The organism is Pseudomonas sp. D3, assembly GCF_029320995.1.
Lineage (GTDB): Bacteria > Pseudomonadota > Gammaproteobacteria > Pseudomonadales > Pseudomonadaceae > Aquipseudomonas > Aquipseudomonas paraveronii.
The window spans coordinates 2,937,299-2,954,538 of the sequence record NZ_CP119772.1 but is presented as its reverse complement, the minus strand read 5'-3'; the positions used below and the strand labels follow the sequence as shown (position 1 = coordinate 2,954,538).

Annotated in this window: 13 protein-coding genes; 2 read left to right on the top strand and 11 right to left on the bottom strand. The window is 61.1% G+C overall.

Annotated features, from left to right (window positions below; translation table 11 throughout):
- Nucleotides 1-32 precede the first annotated feature (32 nt).
- The 9 genes from P3S72_RS13690 to urtA form a co-directional block, all read right to left on the bottom strand.
- Nucleotides 33-1,388: an MATE family efflux transporter gene (locus P3S72_RS13690; RefSeq protein ID WP_276197734.1), complete on the bottom strand. Its 1,356-nt coding sequence runs from the start codon at nucleotides 1,386-1,388 to the stop codon at nucleotides 33-35.
- A 25-nt stretch (nucleotides 1,389-1,413) separates the two neighbouring features.
- The gene (locus P3S72_RS13685) at nucleotides 1,414-1,986 is read right to left on the bottom strand and encodes a DUF2239 family protein (RefSeq protein ID WP_276197733.1); all 573 of its coding nucleotides are present in this window, start codon (nucleotides 1,984-1,986) and stop codon (nucleotides 1,414-1,416) included.
- A gap of 143 nt (nucleotides 1,987-2,129) precedes the next feature.
- Nucleotides 2,130-2,477 (bottom strand): zinc ribbon domain-containing protein, encoded by a 348-nt coding sequence (locus tag P3S72_RS13680; protein WP_253396519.1) that lies wholly within the window; start codon nucleotides 2,475-2,477, stop codon nucleotides 2,130-2,132.
- A 2-nt stretch (nucleotides 2,478-2,479) separates the two neighbouring features.
- Nucleotides 2,480-3,709 carry a formamidase gene (gene fmdA, locus P3S72_RS13675; RefSeq protein ID WP_276197732.1) on the bottom strand — a complete coding sequence of 410 codons (1,230 nt, stop codon included), beginning with the start codon at nucleotides 3,707-3,709 and terminating at the stop codon, nucleotides 2,480-2,482.
- A gap of 217 nt (nucleotides 3,710-3,926) precedes the next feature.
- Nucleotides 3,927-4,616: an urea ABC transporter ATP-binding subunit UrtE gene (gene urtE, locus P3S72_RS13670; RefSeq protein WP_046383753.1), complete on the bottom strand. Its 690-nt coding sequence runs from the start codon at nucleotides 4,614-4,616 to the stop codon at nucleotides 3,927-3,929.
- A 10-nt stretch (nucleotides 4,617-4,626) separates the two neighbouring features.
- On the bottom strand, nucleotides 4,627-5,385 hold the full coding sequence (gene urtD / locus P3S72_RS13665) for an urea ABC transporter ATP-binding protein UrtD (protein WP_247399797.1): 759 nt from the start codon (nucleotides 5,383-5,385) through the stop codon (nucleotides 4,627-4,629).
- Nucleotides 5,382-6,542, bottom strand: coding sequence for an urea ABC transporter permease subunit UrtC (gene urtC / locus P3S72_RS13660; RefSeq protein WP_276197731.1), 1,161 nt, complete (start codon nucleotides 6,540-6,542; stop codon nucleotides 5,382-5,384). Before urtC ends, urtD begins: the two co-directional genes overlap by 4 nt.
- 10 nt (nucleotides 6,543-6,552) lie before the next feature.
- A complete protein-coding gene (gene urtB, locus P3S72_RS13655) occupies nucleotides 6,553-7,470 on the bottom strand; it encodes an urea ABC transporter permease subunit UrtB (protein WP_010564283.1) in 918 nt (305 codons plus the stop codon).
- A 159-nt stretch (nucleotides 7,471-7,629) separates the two neighbouring features.
- Nucleotides 7,630-8,838, bottom strand: coding sequence for an urea ABC transporter substrate-binding protein (urtA, locus tag P3S72_RS13650; RefSeq protein WP_247399793.1), 1,209 nt, complete (start codon nucleotides 8,836-8,838; stop codon nucleotides 7,630-7,632).
- A gap of 312 nt (nucleotides 8,839-9,150) precedes the next feature.
- On the opposite strand from urtA, the gene P3S72_RS13645 reads away from it, so the two are divergent.
- Both P3S72_RS13645 and P3S72_RS13640 read left to right on the top strand, forming a co-directional pair.
- On the top strand, nucleotides 9,151-12,528 hold the full coding sequence (locus P3S72_RS13645; protein ID WP_276197730.1) for an ATP-binding protein: 3,378 nt from the start codon (nucleotides 9,151-9,153) through the stop codon (nucleotides 12,526-12,528).
- On the top strand, nucleotides 12,509-13,207 hold the full coding sequence (locus P3S72_RS13640) for a response regulator (RefSeq protein ID WP_276197729.1): 699 nt from the start codon (nucleotides 12,509-12,511) through the stop codon (nucleotides 13,205-13,207). Before P3S72_RS13645 ends, P3S72_RS13640 begins: the two co-directional genes overlap by 20 nt.
- Here P3S72_RS13640 and P3S72_RS13635 read toward each other — a convergent pair.
- A complete protein-coding gene (locus tag P3S72_RS13635) occupies nucleotides 13,204-14,316 on the bottom strand; it encodes an HD domain-containing phosphohydrolase (protein ID WP_247399789.1) in 1,113 nt (370 codons plus the stop codon). The genes P3S72_RS13640 and P3S72_RS13635 overlap by 4 nt on opposite strands.
- A complete protein-coding gene (locus tag P3S72_RS13630; protein WP_276197728.1) occupies nucleotides 14,306-17,110 on the bottom strand; it encodes an ATP-binding protein in 2,805 nt (934 codons plus the stop codon). Before P3S72_RS13630 ends, P3S72_RS13635 begins: the two co-directional genes overlap by 11 nt.
- Between the last annotated feature and the right edge of the window lie 130 nt (nucleotides 17,111-17,240).

Sequence of the window (17,240 nt, the reverse complement as noted above, 5' to 3'; positions counted from 1 at the left end):
CGCCTTCTTTCCTTGATTTGCGCAACCTTTTATCACACCAACCGGGTGATCTGTTTATGCCGCCACACCAGCCGGTAATACGCGGTCTGCAAACCGAGCATCGCCAGGTACGTCAGCGGAAACGCCATCCACACCCCTTCCAGGCCGAACTGCGCATTGAGCAGGTAGGCCACCGGCAATTCCACGCCGAGCACACAGAAGATCGAAATCGCCACCGGCATCAGCACGACGCCGCTGGCGCGCATGATCCCGCCTATCACGGCCTGGAAGCCGAACACCAGAATGCTCCACAGCATGATATGCAGCAGGTGTTCGGCCTTGATCCGCGCGGCGTCGTCGGTGATGAACAGGCCGATCAACCAGTGCGACAGCAGGTAGCCGAGCAGGATCAGGCCGCCGGTCAGGCAGGTATTGATCAGCAACCCGGTGCGCAGGATCGGCCCGATACGTTCCAGGCGCCCGGCACCAATCGCCTGGGCACCGAGGATCGACGCAGTAATGGCAATCGACAGCGCCGGAAACTGCACATAGTTGACGATCTGCGTCACCGCGCCATAGGCCGCCGTGGCCTGGGAGCCGTGGCTGTTGACCAGGGCCAGGATGACCAGCTCCGACAGCGACAGCACCACCATCTGGAGTCCGGTGGGCAGCCCAATGCGCAAGACTTTGCCGAGAATCAGGCGGTCCAACCGCAAGGCCGCGAGCAATTCGCGGTCCGGCGCCATCACATGGTTTTTATGCCGCAGGCGCAGGATCAGATACAGCATGGCCGCTGCGTTCCCCACCAGGCCGGCATACACCGCGCTCTGGATTCCCATGGGCGGCAGGCCGATCCAGCCGCGGATCAGCGCTGGCGTCAGCAGCAGGCCGACGAACGTCGAGACCATCAACGCCAGCAACGGCGAAACCGTGTCACTGACACCGCGCAGCAACTGGGTGTAGAGAATAAACACCAGCAGCAGCGGCATGATCAGCATCATCACCTGGGCATAGCCTACCGCGTCGTCCAGCACGTCCCCCGGCGTGCCCAGCGCCTGGAGTGCCGGACGCGCAAACAGACTGCCGAGCACCGCCGCAACCAAGCCCACCAGCGCGCCCAGGGTCAGGGTGGCGCCGGTGATTGCCTTGACCATATGGATTTCCTTGGCCCCCCATGCCTGGCCGATCAACACCGAGGCCCCGGCTCCCAGGCCGATCACCAGGGCGATAAAGAAAAACACGATGGGGAACATCCCCGACACCGCCGCCAGCGCCTGGGTACCGAGCATTTGCCCGACATAGATGCCATTGAGCGTGCCGGAAAAGCTCTGCAGAAAGTTGGACAGCACCATCGGTGCGAGGAAGATCAGGTAGATCTGCCACAGTGGGCGTTGTTGGGTGACTTCCATGGTAGTTCGGGTCCCTGGATGATAATCAGGCAGTAAAAGCGTTGCGCGACAGCCAGGCCAGGTACGTCTGCACGTCCACCGGCCAGAGCGCGATCTTATTGGAAAAGTCTGCGGCGTCCTGGGCAAACAGCGCCCGCGAGGCCTCTTCGAAACCCGGCAGGTCACCGCCGATGGCGCTCATGAAACGATAGCTGGCCTCCTTGGCCTGGCGCATTTGATCACGGCAGGCATGGGCATTGCGCGCTTCATCCACCAACCGCCGCAACGCGGCCGACGCACCGCCACGCTGCTGGCCCAACCACTCCCAGTGGCGCGGCAGCAAAGTGACTTCGCGGGCGACCACGCCCAGCTTGGGGCGCCCGACCGTAGGGGCCGCGGGCGGCTCATCTTGCGCCTCTGCGGGCGCGGGTAACGCGGGTGCATAACCTAAGGGCCAAGGGTAATCGACCTGGGTGCCGCTGGCATCGTCGAAGACCAGAAAGCTGCCGGAGGGCAGGTCAAGGCCCGCCAACGCCTGGGCAACGTGGGCATAGGGGCCGTCCACCACACGTTGGTGGTGAACGAAAGCGGTGCAACGAGGGGGGGTTTGCGAATCCATGTTTTATACCCGGGTAGTATTTGTTTTACCCGGGTTATATTAGTCAAAAATATTCAGACTGCAAGCCTATTGCACAGAAACCAGCCACCGGTCATCCGGCTGTCGCCATCGCCCAAGGCATGACGCATTGCAACGCTCCTGGTCTAGTGACTGATCATCCACGGCCGTGGCCCGGTTTTGGTCTTGAGGCCCAGCGGGTTGGCCTTGCTCGGTTCAACCTTTTTACTGGCGCCGCAGCAGCCGCATCCGGCTGGGTGTCGGCGGTTTTCCTGGTACTCGCCGAGCGTTTGCGGCGCGTGGGCGCTGCGCTCGTTGCCGGCGATGGCCTTGCGCTGGTTGGCCGACAGCGTTTGCAAGGCCGGGGCCGATACCCGCAACTGCCCCCCCGGCCCTGCGCAGTACGGGCACTGGCTGGGTTCGTTGCGCTGGGCGATCGGCCGCAACATCGTGAACGTACCGCACGCCTCGCAGGCGTATTCGTAGGTCGGCATGGCTACAGGTCCGGGGCGATGGGCAGGTCGACGCTGCCGTCGAGGAACCGGGTCGGGCCGTTGGCGTTGGGGTTGATATCGAACTCGAAGATTTCCGTAGGCAGCCACAAGGTCGCGCATGCATTCGGAATATCCACCACGCCGCTGATATGCCCCTGCACCGGTGCCGAGCCGAGCAACGCATAACCCTGGGCCGGTGAGTAGCCGAACTTGGTCAGGTAGTTGATCGCATTCAGGCACGCCTGGCGGTAGGCGACGTTGACGTCCAGGTAATGCTGCTGGCCCTGTTCGTCCACCGAGATGCCCTCGAAGATCAGGTAATTCTGGTAGTTCGGGGTGATCGGGCTCGGCTTGAACACCGGGTTCTTGATCCCGTACTTGGCCATGCCGCCCTTGATCAGCTCGACCTTCATGTGCACCCAGCCGGCCATTTCGATGGCGCCGCAAAAGGTGATTTCGCCGTCGCCCTGGCTGAAGTGCAAGTCGCCCACCGACAGCCCGGCGCCGTTGACGTAGACCGGGAAGAAGATCTTCGAGCCGCGTGACAAGTCCTTGATATCGCAGTTACCACCATGCTCACGCGGCGGCACGGTGCGCGCGCCCGTGGCGGCGGCATCGTCGCGGGCCTGGCCCTTGAGCTTGCCCATGTGCGCGGTGGCGGCCAGCGGCGCGTTGGCCAGCGGCGGTACGCGGGTGGGGTTGGTGTCGATCAGTTCCTGTTCGCGGCGGTTCCAGTCGGCGAGCATCACCGGGTCCGGCAGGCAGCCGATCAGCCCAGGGTGGATCAGGCCGGCGAAGTTCACGCCTGGAATGTGCCGCGAGCGGGTGAACATGCCCTTGAAATCCCAGATCGCTTTTTGCGCACTGGGGAAGTGATCGGTGAGAAAGCCCCCGCCGTTCTGCCGCGAGAAGAAGCCGTTGAAGCCCCACTGGGAGTCGGCCTTGGCGCCAATGTCGAGCAAGTCCACCACCAGCAAGTCGCCGGGCTCGGCGCCGTGCACACCCACCGGGCCGGACAGGTAATGCACGGTGGACAGGTCCACATCGCGCACGTCGCTGGCGTCGTCGTTGTTCTTGATCGCGCCGGCGGTCCAGTCGTAGGTTTCGAGGATGAAGTCATCGCCCGGCTTGACCCAGCAGGCCATCGGGATGTCCGGGTGCCAACGGTTGTGGATCTGCTCGTTTTCGGTGACGGGTTGGTTGAGGTCGACTTTGATCAGCGTTTCGGTCATGGACTGGCTCCTGGACGGATGGCTTGTGGCGTTGAAACCAGTCTCGGGGAGCGGGGTAAAACGGGGAATACGTTGGATGACGTATAAAAAGGTTGCTTGGAATACGCAAAAAATGTGGGAGCGGGCTTGCTCGCGATGGCGGTCTATCAGTCACAGTTTGATTGACTGATAGACCGCCATCGCGAGCAAGCCCGCTCCCACAGTTGACCTGTGTGGTTTAGACGGACAGGTAGCGGCTGATCGTCGCCTCGTCGACCCGGTCCCGCGTCTCTTCGATCACGAAGCGGCCCTTTTCGATCACCAAAAAGCGGTCGGCGATTTCCAGGGTGAACGACAGCACCTGCTCCGAGACCACGATAGTCAGATCGCGCAGGTTGCGAATCTCCTTCAGCGTGCGTGCAATGTCCTTGATGATCGACGGCTGAATGCCCTCCGTCGGTTCATCCAGCAGCAACACCTTGGGGTTGGTCGCCAGCGCCCGCGCAATCGCCAGCTGTTGCTGTTGCCCGCCGGACAGGTTGCCGCCTTTGCGCGATTGCATGTCGTACAGCACCGGGAACAGCGCGTACAAATCCTCCGGCACCTTGCCCCGCGCGGAGGCCGGCAGGCCGGTCTGGATATTTTCCAGCACCGTCATGCTCGGAAAAATCATGCGGCCCTGGGGGACATAGGCAATCCCGCGCTCGACCCGTTCATGGGTTTCCAGCGCCGACACGTCGTGTCCGTCCACGCTGACCTGGCCTTTCCACTGCGGCAGGATGCCCATCAAGCTCTTGAACAACGTGGTCTTGCCCATGCCATTGCGGCCCATCACCGCGACGATCTCGCGCTTGGCCACGTTCAGGTCCAGGTCGTGGAGGATCTGGCTCTGCCCGTAGCCGCATGACAGCTGGTCGATCTTGAACATGCCGGACTCCTCAGTGGCCCAAATACACTTCGATGACTTTCGGATTGCTTTGCACCGACTCCATGCTGCCCTCGGCGAGCACCTTGCCCTGGTGCAGCACCGTGACTTTGTGCGCGATGCTTTTGACAAACTCCATGTCGTGCTCGATCACCAGCACCGAGCGGCCCTGGCTGATGCGCTTGAGCAGTTCCGCCGTTTGCGCGCGCTCGTTGACGCTCATGCCGGCCACGGGCTCGTCGAGCATCAGCAGCTCGGGGTCCTGCATCAGCAGCATGCCGATCTCCAGCCATTGCTTTTGCCCGTGGGACAGCAAGTCCGCCTGTTGTTGCAGCAACTCGCCAAGGAAGATCTCCCGCGCCACCTCTTCCACCCGTGCGATCACCTGGGCATTGCGCTTGAAAAACAGCGCGCCCCAGACCTTGCGACCCGCCGGGTAGGACATCTCGAGGTTCTCGAACACCGTGAGGTTTTCGTAGATCGACGGGTTCTGGAACTTGCGCCCGACCCCGGCGCGCACGATGTTGTACTCGCGCATTTTGGTCAGTTCCTGGCCGTCGAACTGGATGCTGCCGCTGGTGGCGCGGGTCTTGCCGCAGATCAGGTCGAGCACCGTGGTCTTGCCGGCACCGTTGGGGCCGATGACCACACGCACTTCGTTGCGGTCGATATACAGGTTGAGGTTGTCGACGGCCTTGAAGCCGTCGAATGACACGGTCAGGCCTTCGATGGCCAACACCGGTTTGTTCATTTCAAAGCCGACGGCGGTCATGGCTGGGTCTCCAGGATTTTGCTTTCAGTCTTGGGCTTGACCACCGGCGCCACGGCTTTCATCGGCGGTTGACGGCGCAACAGTCGGGCCAATGCCTGCCGACCGTGGCTGTCCCACAACCCGGCCAGGCCATTGGGGAAGTACATGACCACGGCGATAAACAGCCCGCCCATCAGGTACAGCCACAGCTCGGGAAAGGACTCGGAAAAGTAGGTCTTGCCATAGTTCACCAACAGCGCGCCATACACCGCGCCGAGCAGTGACATGCGCCCGCCCACGGCGGCAAAGATCACCATCTCGATCGACGGCACGATGCCGACGAACGACGGCGACATAAAGCCCACCTGCAAGGCGAACATGGCGCCGCCAATCGCCGAAAACGCCGCAGCCACGCAGAACACGAAGATCTTGAAACTGGCCACGTCATACCCGGAAAAGCGCACGCGCTCTTCCTTGTCGCGCATGGCCATCAGCAGGCGGCCGAGTTTGGACGCGAGAATGAAGCGACCGATAAAGATGCAGCCAAACAGCAAGCCGGCGTTGATGAAGTACAGGATCAGCTTCGCGCTGTCGGTGCGCAGGTCCCAACCGAGCAAGGTCTTGAGGTCGGTGATGCCGTTGACGCCGCCGGTCAGCCCTTGCTGGCCGACGATCAGTACCGTGAGGATCAGCGCAATCGCCTGGGTCACGATGGAAAAATACACATCGCCCACGCGCCGTTTGAACAGCGCCGTGCCGATGATAAAAGCCAGCAGCACCGGCACGGCGACCACCGCGACGACGGTAAAGCCAAAGCTGTGAAACGGCTGCCACAGCCAGGGCAACTCGGTGATCTGGTTCCAGTCCATGAAGTCCGGAATGCCCGGTGTGGACTGGATCTTGGTGCTCTGCGGGTCCGACGCCTCCAGCTTGAGGAACATCGCCATGCAGTAGCCGCCCACCCCAAAGAACACGCCCTGCCCCAGGCTGAGAATGCCGCCATAGCCCCAGCACAGCACCAGCCCCACCGCGACAAACGCGTAGGTCAGGTACTTGCCGACCATGTTCAGCCGGAACGCATCCAGGGTCAGGGGGAACACCACGAGAATCAGCAACGCCAGCAGCACGATGCCGATCAGGTTTTGCTGGCCGCCCAGCAGCTTGTCTAAAGCCTTCATCTGCTCGCCTCTACTTGCGCACTTTGATGGAGAACAACCCTTGCGGGCGCAGCATCAGGATCAGAATCACCGAGGACAAGGTCAGCACCTTGGCCATCGAGCCACTCAGGAAAAACTCCGACAGCGATTGCGTCTGCGCGATCACGAACGCCGAGGCGATGGTGCCAAACAGGCTTTGCGCGCCGCCGAACACCACGACCAGAAAGGTGTCGACGATGTACTGCGAGCCCGCCGTCGGCCCGGTTGACCCGATGGTGGTGAACGCCGCACCGGCCACCCCGGCCACGCCGCAACCGAGGGCGAAGGTCATGCGGTCGACCTTGCGCGTATTGATCCCGACCGCGCGGCTCATCAGGCGGTTCTGCACCGTGGCGCGCACCTGCAAGCCCCAACGCGAGCGGTACAACATCAGGAAGATCGCCGCCGTCAGCAGCACGGTCAGGGCCATCATGAACAGGCCGTTGCGCGGGATTTCAATCGCATCGGTGAAGTTCACCGAGCCCATCAACCAGGCCGGTGGCTCGGCACTGACTTCGCGGGCGCCGAACACCGAGCGGAAGGTTTGCTGCATGACCAAAGACAGGCCCCAGGTCGCCAGCAGCGTGTCCAGCGGCCGCTTGTACAAGCGACTGATCATCGCCCATTCGACCAACCAGCCGACGGCGCCGGCAACGAGGAACGACAAGGCAATGGCGAAGAAGAAGTAATAGGGTTGAAAGCTGGGCGCAAAGTGCGCGGTGAGGCTGGAACACACGTAGGTGGTGTAGGCGCCGATGGTCAGGAATTCACCGTGGGCCATGTTGATCACGCCCATCTGGCCGAAGATGATTGCCAGTCCCAACGCCATCAGCAACAGCACGCAGAACACGGACAAACCGTTGAACCCCTGCATCGCCGCGATGGCTCCAAATTCCGATAGCCATTCCATGATGATGGTCTCCTACAGAGAGATGAAATGCAGTCTGCTGTTGCTCTGTGTGGGAGGGGGCTTGCCCCCGATGGCGGTGTATCAGTAGCCAATCAGTTGACTGAACCACCGCTATCGGGGGCAAGCCCCCTCCCACATTTGAATCGGTGTGCCTGAGGGTTATTGGTAACCTTTTGGAAACGGATTCGGTTCGATCAGATCCGACTCGTAGATCACCTTGAACTGGCCGTTGGGCAGCACTTCGCCGATGCGCGACTTGCTCCACAGGTGGTGGTTCTCGTGGACCTTCACATAACCTTCTGGCGCGGTTTTCAGCTCGATGCCCGGTGAGGCGGCGACGACTTTATCCACGTCGAAACTGCCGGCCTTCTCCACCGCCGCTTTCCACAGCCACGGGCCGAGGTAGGCCGCCTGGGTCACGTCGCCGATCACTGCGTCCTTGCCGTACTTGGCCTTGAAGGCTTCGACGAAGGCTTTGTTGTTCGGGTTGTCCAGGCTCTGGAAGTACTTCATCGAGGCGTAGAAGCCGGCCATGTTTTCGCCGCCGATGCCGAGCAGTTCGTCTTCGGTGACCGACAGGGTCAGCAGGGTTTGCTTGGACGCGTTCACGCCTGCCGCGTTGAGTTGTTTGTAGAACGCCACGTTGGAACCGCCCACCACGGCGGCGAACACCACGTCAGGTTTTTTCAGCTTGACCTTGTTGATCAGCGAGCCGAACTGGGTGTTGCCGAGTGGGTAGTAGTCTTCGCCGACCACGCTGCCGTGCAGTACGTTTTCAATGTGCTTGCGGGCGATCTTCATCGACGTGCGCGGCCAGATGTAATCGGAGCCGACCAGGTAGAAGGTCTTGGCGCCTTTGGTCTTGGCGATCCAATCCAGGCTGGCGAGGATCTGCTGCGTGGCTTCCTGCCCGGTGTAGATCACATTTTTCGACTGTTCCAGGCCTTCGTAGAAGGTCGGGTAGTAGAGCAGGCCGTTTTCTTTCTCGAAGATCGGCAGCACGGCTTTGCGCGAGGCCGAGGTCCAACAACCGAACACGGCGGCGACTTTGTCGTTGACCAGCAGCTTCTTGGCCTTTTCGGCGAAGGTCGGCCAGTCGGAGGCGCCGTCCTCCTGAATCACTTTGATCTGGCGTCCCAGGATCCCGCCCGAAGCGTTGATTTGCTCGATAGCCAGGCGTTCGGCCTGGATCGAGCCGGTCTCGGAAATCGCCATGGTGCCGGTGGCCGAGTGCAACTGGCCGACGGTGACTTCGGTGGGCGTCACGGCCAAGCCTTCGTTATCGGCCAGCACGCCCTGGCTGAACAGGCTGGCCGCCAGCAGCGACAGGGCCAACAGCGGTGTGGAGCGGATCAATCGTGGTTCCATGGGGCGACTCCTGTGCAATGAGGGCTCCAGCATGGCGGCGGCAGGCAATCGCGGGTATACGCAGCCTGACGTAACGCAGTACGTCATTTGACGTATGCCGTTGCGCACCAATGCAGGGCAGGATCGCGTCCGCCCAGCCACTGCGATCCCCTGTGGGAGGGGGCTTGCTCCCGATGGCGGTGGGTCAGTTGCGCATCCGTTGACTGACACACCGCCATCGGGAGCAAGCCCCCTCCCACATTTGGATCTCAGCGCACTCGAGGGCATGGAACTTGCTCATTTAACCTGGCCCTCTTTCCGGAGCACCCCACCGTGCACCCCACCTCTGGCACCCAGCGCATCGTCAAGATCCGCCGCGACTACAACTCCTGGGTCGCCGACGAGACCATGGAAGACTACGCCCTGCGCTACACCCCAAAATCCTTTCGCAAATGGTCGGAGCTGCGCATCGCCAACACGGCCCTGGGTGCGGTGTCGTTCCTGGCGCTGGAGGCGATTGGCGGCGTGTTGGTGCTCAGTTACGGCTTCACCAATACCTTTTGGGCGATCCTGGCCATCAGCCTGGTGATCTTTCTTACCGGCCTGCCCATCAGCTATTACGCCGCCCGCTATGGCGTGGACATGGACTTGCTGACCCGCGGCGCCGGCTTTGGCTATATCGGCTCGACCATCACTTCGCTGATCTACGCCAGCTTCACCTTCCTGTTCTTCGCCCTGGAAGCGGCGATCATGGCGTTGGCGCTGGAGTTGTATTTCCATATCCCGCTGGCTTTCGCCTATGTGATCTGCTCACTGTTGGTGATTCCGCTGGTGGCCTACGGCGTCACGCTGATCAGTCGCCTGCAACTGTGGACCCAACCGCTGTGGCTGCTGTTGCTGGTGCTGCCCTATGGTTTTGTGTGGTGGAAAAACCCTGACGCCTTCAGCGACTGGACCAGCTTCGTCGGACGCAGCGGCGACGGCGGCGGTTTCAACCTGCTGGCGTTCTGCGCCGCCTGTACCGTGGCGCTGTCGCTGGTGACACAGATCGGCGAGCAAGTGGACTACCTGCGCTTTCTCCCGGAAAAGACCGCCGCCAACCGCAAGCGCTGGTGGGCCGCCCTGCTCTGCTCCGGCCCGGGCTGGATTATCCCCGGCGCGTTGAAGATGTTTGGCGGCGCGTTCCTGGCGTTCCTTGCCCTGCAACATGAAATCCCCATGGAGCGCGCCGCCGAACCGACCCAGATGTACCTGGTCGCCTTCCACTATGTGTTCAGCTCGCCGGAATGGGCCCTCGGCGCCATGGTGCTGTTTGTGTTCATCTCACAGATGAAAATCAACCTGACCAACGCCTATGCCGGCTCCCTGGCCTGGTCGAACTTCTTCGCCCGCGTCACCCATAGCCACCCCGGGCGCGTGGTGTGGCTGGTATTCAACGTGGCCATTGCGTTGATGCTGATGGAGCTGGGCGTGTTCGATGTGATCGACCAGGTGCTGGGGCTGTACGCCAATATTGCGATTGCCTGGATTGGCACGTTGGTGGCCGACCTGGTGATCAACAAGCCCCTGGGCCTGTCGCCCAAACACATCGAGTTCAAACGCGCGCACCTCTACGACATCAATCCGGTGGGCGTCGGCTCGATGCTGATTGCGTCGTTGCTGTCGATCCTCGCCCACTTCGGCCTGTTTGGCGCCCTGGCCCAGGCCGCGCCGCCCTTTGTCGCGCTCGGCACGGCGCTGGTGATGGCGCCGCTGCTGGCCTGGCTGACCCAGGGCAAGTACTACATCGCGCGCACCAGCGACGCACAACTGATTCACCCGGTGGCACCCGCCACCCATGCGGTCTGCGGGCTGTGCAGCAACCCGTTCGAGACGGCGGACATGGCGTTCTGCCCAGCCTACAGCACGCCCATTTGCTCGTTGTGTTGTTCGTTGGATGCGCGTTGCGGCGACCGTTGCAAACCCCATGCGCGGCTGGTCAGCCAGTTCGAAGGCGTACTGCGCCGGTTGCTGCCCCACAGCCTGATGCCACGCCTGCATACGCGGCTGGCCCATTACCTGGGGCTGTTACTGGTCCTGGTGCTGCTGCTCGCCGGCGCCCTGGCCCTGATCTACGTACAGGCGGCCCAGGGTTTGCCGCATTCGCAAACCCTGTACCAAGCGTTCTTCAAAGCCTTCCTCACCCTGTCGGTGCTGGCCGCCGTGCTCGCCTGGTGGGTGGTGCTGACGCGTGAAAGCCGCCGCGTGGCCCAGCAAGAATCCGACCGCCAGACTCTGCTGTTGATGCAGGAAATCGACGCCCACAGCCTCACGGACCAGGCCCTGCAACAGGCCAAGGAAGCCTCCGAAGCCGCCAACGCCGCCAAGAGCCGCTACGTCACCGGGCTGTCCCATGAACTGCGCACACCGCTGAACAGCATCCTCGGTTTCACCCAGATTCTGCAGCGCGACAGCGCCATGCCCGAGCAGCACCAGGACGCGCTGGCGACCATCCTGCGCAGCGGCTCGCACCTGCTGTCGCTGATCGACGGCCTGCTCGACGTGGCCAAGATCGAGGCCGGCAAGTTGCGCCTGGAACTCACCGAAATCCCCTTCCCCGAACTGATCCACGACCTGGAGCAGATGTTCACGCCCCAGGCCCAGGACAAGGGCCTGCGCTTTCGCCTGGATTGCGTCGGCAAGATCCCGGCGGTGGTGCGCGGTGATGAAAAACGCGTGCGCCAGATCCTGATCAACCTGCTCGGCAACGCGGTGAACTTCACCGACAGCGGCGAGGTGTGCTTGCGGGTCAGCTACATGCGCGAGACCGCCAACTTTGAAATCATCGACACCGGCATCGGCATCGACCCCGGGCAGATCGAGCGAATCTTCCAGCCCTTCGAGCGCGGCGACCTGATGCGCCAGGACAAGGGCGTCGGCCTGGGACTGACCATCACGCGCATGCTCACCTCGCTGATGGGCGGCGAGTTGCGCGTCACCAGCGAGCTGGACAAGGGCACCTGCTTCCAGGTGCGCTTGTTCCTGTCCCAGGTGCGCGCGCCGCAGGCGGTGGTGCATGTGGAACACGACATCATCGGCTACCAGGGCGCACGCCGACGGATTCTGGTGGTGGACGACCATGTGGACCACCGCAAGGTGCTCAGCGGCATGCTCACGCCGTTGGGCTTTGAGGTGATCCAGGCGAGTAATGGCCAGGATGCGATTCGCCAGGTCGCACTGCTGGCGCCGGACCTGATCCTGATGGACCTGTCGATGCCGACCCTGGATGGCCTGGAAACCAGCCGGTTGATCCGGCGCAATGCGCTGTCCACTGCGCCGATCATCGTGATCTCGGCCAACGCCTTTACCGACGACCGCGAACGCAGCATCGCCGCCGCCTGCAACGACTACCTGGCCAAGCCGGTGCGCACCCCGGAACTGCTCGGACGCCTGCAACAACACCTCGGCCTGCAATGGCTGCGGCGCACCAAAACCTTCGTCGCGCCACCACCGCCCAGCGTGCTGCCGAGCGCCGATGACCTCGCCGCGCTCGCCGGACTCAGCGCAATCGGCTATGTGCGGGGCCTGCACGAAAAGCTCGACACGATCCTCGAACACCGCCCGGACGCCGCACCGTTCATCACCAAAGTGCGCGGATTGCTCAAGGGTTTTCGCCTGGATGAACTAAACCGAACCCTCAAGGAGGCCGAAGATGAATGTACTCACCCGTAGCACCGAACCCGGCGTGGTACTGATCGTCGACGATACCCCGGACAACCTGGCCATGCTCTCCGACGCCCTCGACGATGCTGGCTACATGGTGCTGGTGGCCCTCGACGGGCTCAGCGCGCTGAACCGCGTGCAACGCCGGCGCCCGGACCTGATCCTGCTGGACGCAATGATGCCGGGCCTGGACGGTTTCGAAACCTGCCGCCGGCTCAAGGCGCTACCGGCCAGTGCGGATATCCCGGTGGTGTTCATGACCGGGCTGACCGACACCAAGCATGTGGTGCGCGGTTTCGAGGTGGGCGGCAGCGACTATGTGACCAAGCCGATCCAGACCGATGAAGTCTTGGCGCGGGTGGCGGCGCATTTGCGCACCTCGCGCATCCTGCTGTCCGCGCGGGCGGCGACGCAGCCGAGTGTGTTGACCCTGGAGGATGAGCCGGCGCACAAGCTGTTGTCGGCGCGGTTTCAGTTGACCGAGCGCGAGGTCGAGGTGCTGCGCTGGGTAGCGTGCGGCAAGACCAATCGGGATATCGGCGATATCTTGGGGTTGAGCCCAAGGACGGTGAACAAGCACCTGGAACATGTGTACGTGAAGCTGGGAGTGGAGACGCGCACGGCGGCGACGTCGGTGGCATTGGCGGCGATGAGCCCGAGCCGGGCGCCCATGCTGGCGACCCTTTAATCTGGGGGCTGGCCCGCGCCCGCTTTGGAGGGTCGTTGCGTGTGCGCGCCAGCCTGTTCGGCATCATCCTCAATGAGTTTTTCCACCTGGCCAAAACAACGGCACATCACCGTCACCAGTTCCGGATCAAAATGCATGCCCGACTGTTCAAGAATATAGGCCTGCGCCCGTTCAGGGCTCCAGGCACGCTTGTAGGGCCGCTCCATACGTAACGCATCATAGACATCACACAGCGCAACAATCCTTGCCGAAAGCGGAATGTCCTTACCGGCAAGCCCTTGCGGATAGCCGCTGCCGTCCCATTTTTCATGGTGACCATAGGCAATGTCCGCAGCCATATCGCTCAGCTCCGTGGCGTGAGCGTCCTGCAGAATTGCATGCCCTATGCGCGGATGGTCCATCATCTGCTGGCGTTCCTGCGCCGTTAATGGGCCGTCCTTATGCAAGATCCGATCAGGAATGCCAATTTTGCCCAAGTCATGCATCGGCGCCGCCAAGCGAATAAGGTCGCACCACGGCTGCGGCATACCGATTGCCTTGGCCATCACGGCGGCGGTTTCGCCAATGCGCAATACATGGGCGCCCGTTTCGTCATCGCGGTAGCAGGCCGCGCGACTCAATGCCCTGAGCATTGCGCAATAGCTGTCCTCTAACTGAAAGGTGCGCTCGTGCACTCTTTGCTCCAGCGCGTGGTTCAGGTCTTGCAGTTGGCGGGTTGCGTGAGACAAACGCAGGGCGTTGCGTATGCGTAATAGCAGCTCGGGCAAATCCAAGGGTTTGAGCAGATAATCGTTGGCCCCCAGTTCAAGGCCGAGACGGCGGTTCTGCGGCTCGCTCAATGCCGTCAAGATAATCACCGGAGACCTTGAACGATCGCGCTCGCTGAGTTGGCGCAAAATCTCAAACCCATCAGGTGCCGGCATATCCAGATCCAATAGCAGCAAATCCCAGGGTTGCTCCTTGAGCCAAACCAGACCGCTGGCCGAGTCGGCAAAACTCACAACGTGGCGCAAACCGAAGGCTTTCAAGCTGGAGTGCAGCAAGCGCAGGTTCGCAGCCACATCATCGATAATCACGATGCGGGTATCGGCAGGGATATCACTGAACATTCGGTGTCTCCACTTGCATCATCGCGTGTATGAGTTCGCGTAGTTCATTGGGCTCCAGCGGTTGTTTTAGCACTGCTTGAAATTCGCACCCCAGCGTCGCGAGCATGCGGGGTGATGTACACAGCAAAATAAGCGGGATTTGATCGCCGCCTGGCAAACGTCGTAACCGAGACAACGCATCGATCAAGTCATCTCCCAGTAAGTCACAGTCAATCAGCATGACGTCCGGCGCCGTGTCGTGCCGTACCTGCTCCAGGCATTCCGAAAGCATACCGTGGCGCAGTTCCACTATGCCCCTCAACGTGTCGTCAAGACAGCGCAGCGTCTCGTCGTCCTGCCCCACGAAACACAGCGACGGCAAACGCTTGCGGACCTTGGGTGCCGTAACGCCTTGGGGCAGATCGACCCAAAAGCGACTGCCAACGCCGGTTTCGCTGACGAGCCCCATGCTGCCATTCATCAACGTAGCGAGTTCTCGGCACAACGCAAGGCCGATACCGGCGCCTTGGATCGCGGTATTTTCCTGGCCCAAACGCTGGAACGGTTCGAACAGCGCGCCTTGCAAGGCCGGGGAAATACCGGCGCCGCCGTCTTCGACAAACACCCTCACGCGCCCATTGTGGAGTTCAGCCCCCACGAACAAACGACCGTGAGGGCGGTTGTACTTGATGGCGTTGGACAGCAGATTCAGCAGGATCTGGCGCAGGCGCCTCGCATCGGCCAGGACACTCAGCGTCGGGTTCGTCGACTGCAACTCAAGGTCAAGACCCGCAGCCTTGGCCTGGGAACGGACCATTTCGGCACATTCGCGCATCAGTCCGTTGACCTCCAGGACACGCATCTGCACGCGAGGCGCTTTAGCCTGCAGGCTCGACCAATCGAGCAAATCGTCGACCAGGTGGGCCAGGTGTTGGCTGGCGCCCAGGATCTCATCAAGGGATTTGGCCTCCTCCTGCCCATCGGCCACTTGCAGGCGCAATAACTGGGCAAATCCATGAATCGAATTCAGCGGTGTGCGTAACTCGTGGCTCATGCTGGAGATAAAACGCGACTTCGCCTTGCTCGCCCCTTGCGCTTCAAGGGTGCGCCGGCGCAAATCCTCTTCAACCTGTTTAAGCGTGTCGATATCGACGAACGTACCCGCGGACAAACGCATGCGCGTGTCGGGGGACTCGATCAGGCGGCCACGACACAGAAACCAGATCGGCGAGCCATCGGGCCGCAATAAACGTAACTCCAGGTCGATCACCGACGCCGTGCCTGCCCGCAACGCGCTAAGTGCCCGATCAAGGGCCTGCACATCCTCGGCGTCAACGTGATCGTAAAAACGGACGCGCTCCAGTTGAGACGCCGGTACGCCAAAACGCTTGCAGAACGCTTCGCTCAACGACAGGCAGTCAGTATCCAGGCGGTATTCCCAGAGCCCGGCGGTGATGCTTTCAACGACCAGGTTGAGGCGATTCTGAGCCGCGTTGCGCCGTGCTTCACTGGATGACAGTTGAGCGCCCATTGAAAGCACGTTGCCCGCCATCTCATCCAGCTCGCGAATGGTCGATCGTGCACGCTGAGGGAGCAACTGGCCGTTACCAATTTGCTGCAGCATGTCTCTGATATCGCGGATCGGCCGCCGCAGGCTATGGCTCAATTTACGCGCACGAATCCACATGTAACTGAAGAACGCGAGGTAAAACATCACCAGGCCGGCAATCATCAAATAGCCGATGTTGCGGTAATGACGCGCCAGGCTGTTCGTGGCCGCCATGACGTTCTCTTCATCAACGACCGCCAGCAATCGCCAACCCGCGGGTTTTACTTCGGCCCACGCAACAAAGTGCGTGCGCCCGTTGAGCACGACTTCGGCGTTGCCACGGCCATGCAGGGCGACAGCGGCGAGCAACTCCCGGGGGTTCACTGCGTCGGTTAAATCTTGACCCGTAGGGTTAAACTCAGCCTCATTCGAGGCGTTCGATCCCCAACGCCCCCAATCGTTTTTATCAAAATCATGTTCAGCTTCGGGCGGTAACACCATGATCTTCATATCCGCGCCGACGAGCATCAAGTACCCGCCCCACGGCACCTTAAGCGTGGAAATTTCTTTGAGCAACTGGCCCACGGTGATATCCAGCCCGACCACGCCTTCGAGAAAGTTGCGTTCATAAACAGGCGCGATGGCAGACATCATCAAGCCATGACCTGCCGGATCGAGGTAGACGTCAGTCCAGCGAACCCCGCGCTGCGGGTTATGTTCGGCATCGGCCAGATAATAAAAGTTATAACTGGGTATCTGCATATCATGCGGATATTGTTCATCTGCACGAATCCACGGATAAATCCGGTTATAACTGTCCCATGCATTGAAATAAACACTGGCCACCATCGACTCATGATCGTTTATCGCACGCATCAATGGGTCGAGACTGGATAACTTCTGCACTTTACTCAGGTTCTGTTGCGCAACCGGTGTGACCGCCGAGTAGAACGACGCGGCCCCTCCCAGGTCTTTTCCACTGAACAGAGCCCCATCAACCGAGGTACTTAATGTTTCACTCAAGGGTGTTGAGGCGGCACGAAGTGCGTTAGCCGTCATATCCGCAAATAGCTGAGTGACATCAGCGATGTGGGTTAATTGATCCTGAATGATTCTGGTGTGCTGGTCGACGGTTGCGCCGAGGCTTTCAATTGCACTGCGTTCCAAATAATCGATCTGGGATACACGGATCGCCTGATTGGTCAGCAAGTAACAAGTAATCAGAATCGTCTCCACCAAGACCAACGGGATTAATGCACTGTGCATAAATGCCCGCCAAATCCAATGGCGCAAGCCTATTTGAGAAGCCCTTTCATTCACTAAGGAAGGTCTGAAGTAAGCAGCCGTTTTTAACGGCCTCGCTGTTTTAGGTTCAAAAAACGCCGACTTGCTCGGA

What these genes read in the sequence shown, in the direction of transcription:
- P3S72_RS13690 (WP_276197734.1), bottom strand. Translation starts at nt 1,388, where the DNA reads ATGGAAGTCACCCAACAACGCCCACTGTGGCAGATCTACCTGATCTTC.
- P3S72_RS13685 (WP_276197733.1), bottom strand. Translation starts at nt 1,986, where the DNA reads ATGGATTCGCAAACCCCCCCTCGTTGCACCGCTTTCGTTCACCACCAA.
- P3S72_RS13680 (WP_253396519.1), bottom strand. Translation starts at nt 2,477, where the DNA reads ATGCCGACCTACGAATACGCCTGCGAGGCGTGCGGTACGTTCACGATG.
- fmdA (WP_276197732.1), bottom strand. Translation starts at nt 3,709, where the DNA reads ATGACCGAAACGCTGATCAAAGTCGACCTCAACCAACCCGTCACCGAA.
- urtE (WP_046383753.1), bottom strand. Translation starts at nt 4,616, where the DNA reads ATGTTCAAGATCGACCAGCTGTCATGCGGCTACGGGCAGAGCCAGATC.
- urtD (WP_247399797.1), bottom strand. Translation starts at nt 5,385, where the DNA reads ATGACCGCCGTCGGCTTTGAAATGAACAAACCGGTGTTGGCCATCGAA.
- urtC (WP_276197731.1), bottom strand. Translation starts at nt 6,542, where the DNA reads ATGAAGGCTTTAGACAAGCTGCTGGGCGGCCAGCAAAACCTGATCGGC.
- urtB (WP_010564283.1), bottom strand. Translation starts at nt 7,470, where the DNA reads ATGGAATGGCTATCGGAATTTGGAGCCATCGCGGCGATGCAGGGGTTC.
- urtA (WP_247399793.1), bottom strand. Translation starts at nt 8,838, where the DNA reads ATGGAACCACGATTGATCCGCTCCACACCGCTGTTGGCCCTGTCGCTG.
- P3S72_RS13640 (WP_276197729.1), top strand. Translation starts at nt 12,509, where the DNA reads ATGAATGTACTCACCCGTAGCACCGAACCCGGCGTGGTACTGATCGTC.
- P3S72_RS13635 (WP_247399789.1), bottom strand. Translation starts at nt 14,316, where the DNA reads ATGTTCAGTGATATCCCTGCCGATACCCGCATCGTGATTATCGATGAT.
- P3S72_RS13630 (WP_276197728.1), bottom strand. Translation starts at nt 17,110, where the DNA reads ATGCACAGTGCATTAATCCCGTTGGTCTTGGTGGAGACGATTCTGATT.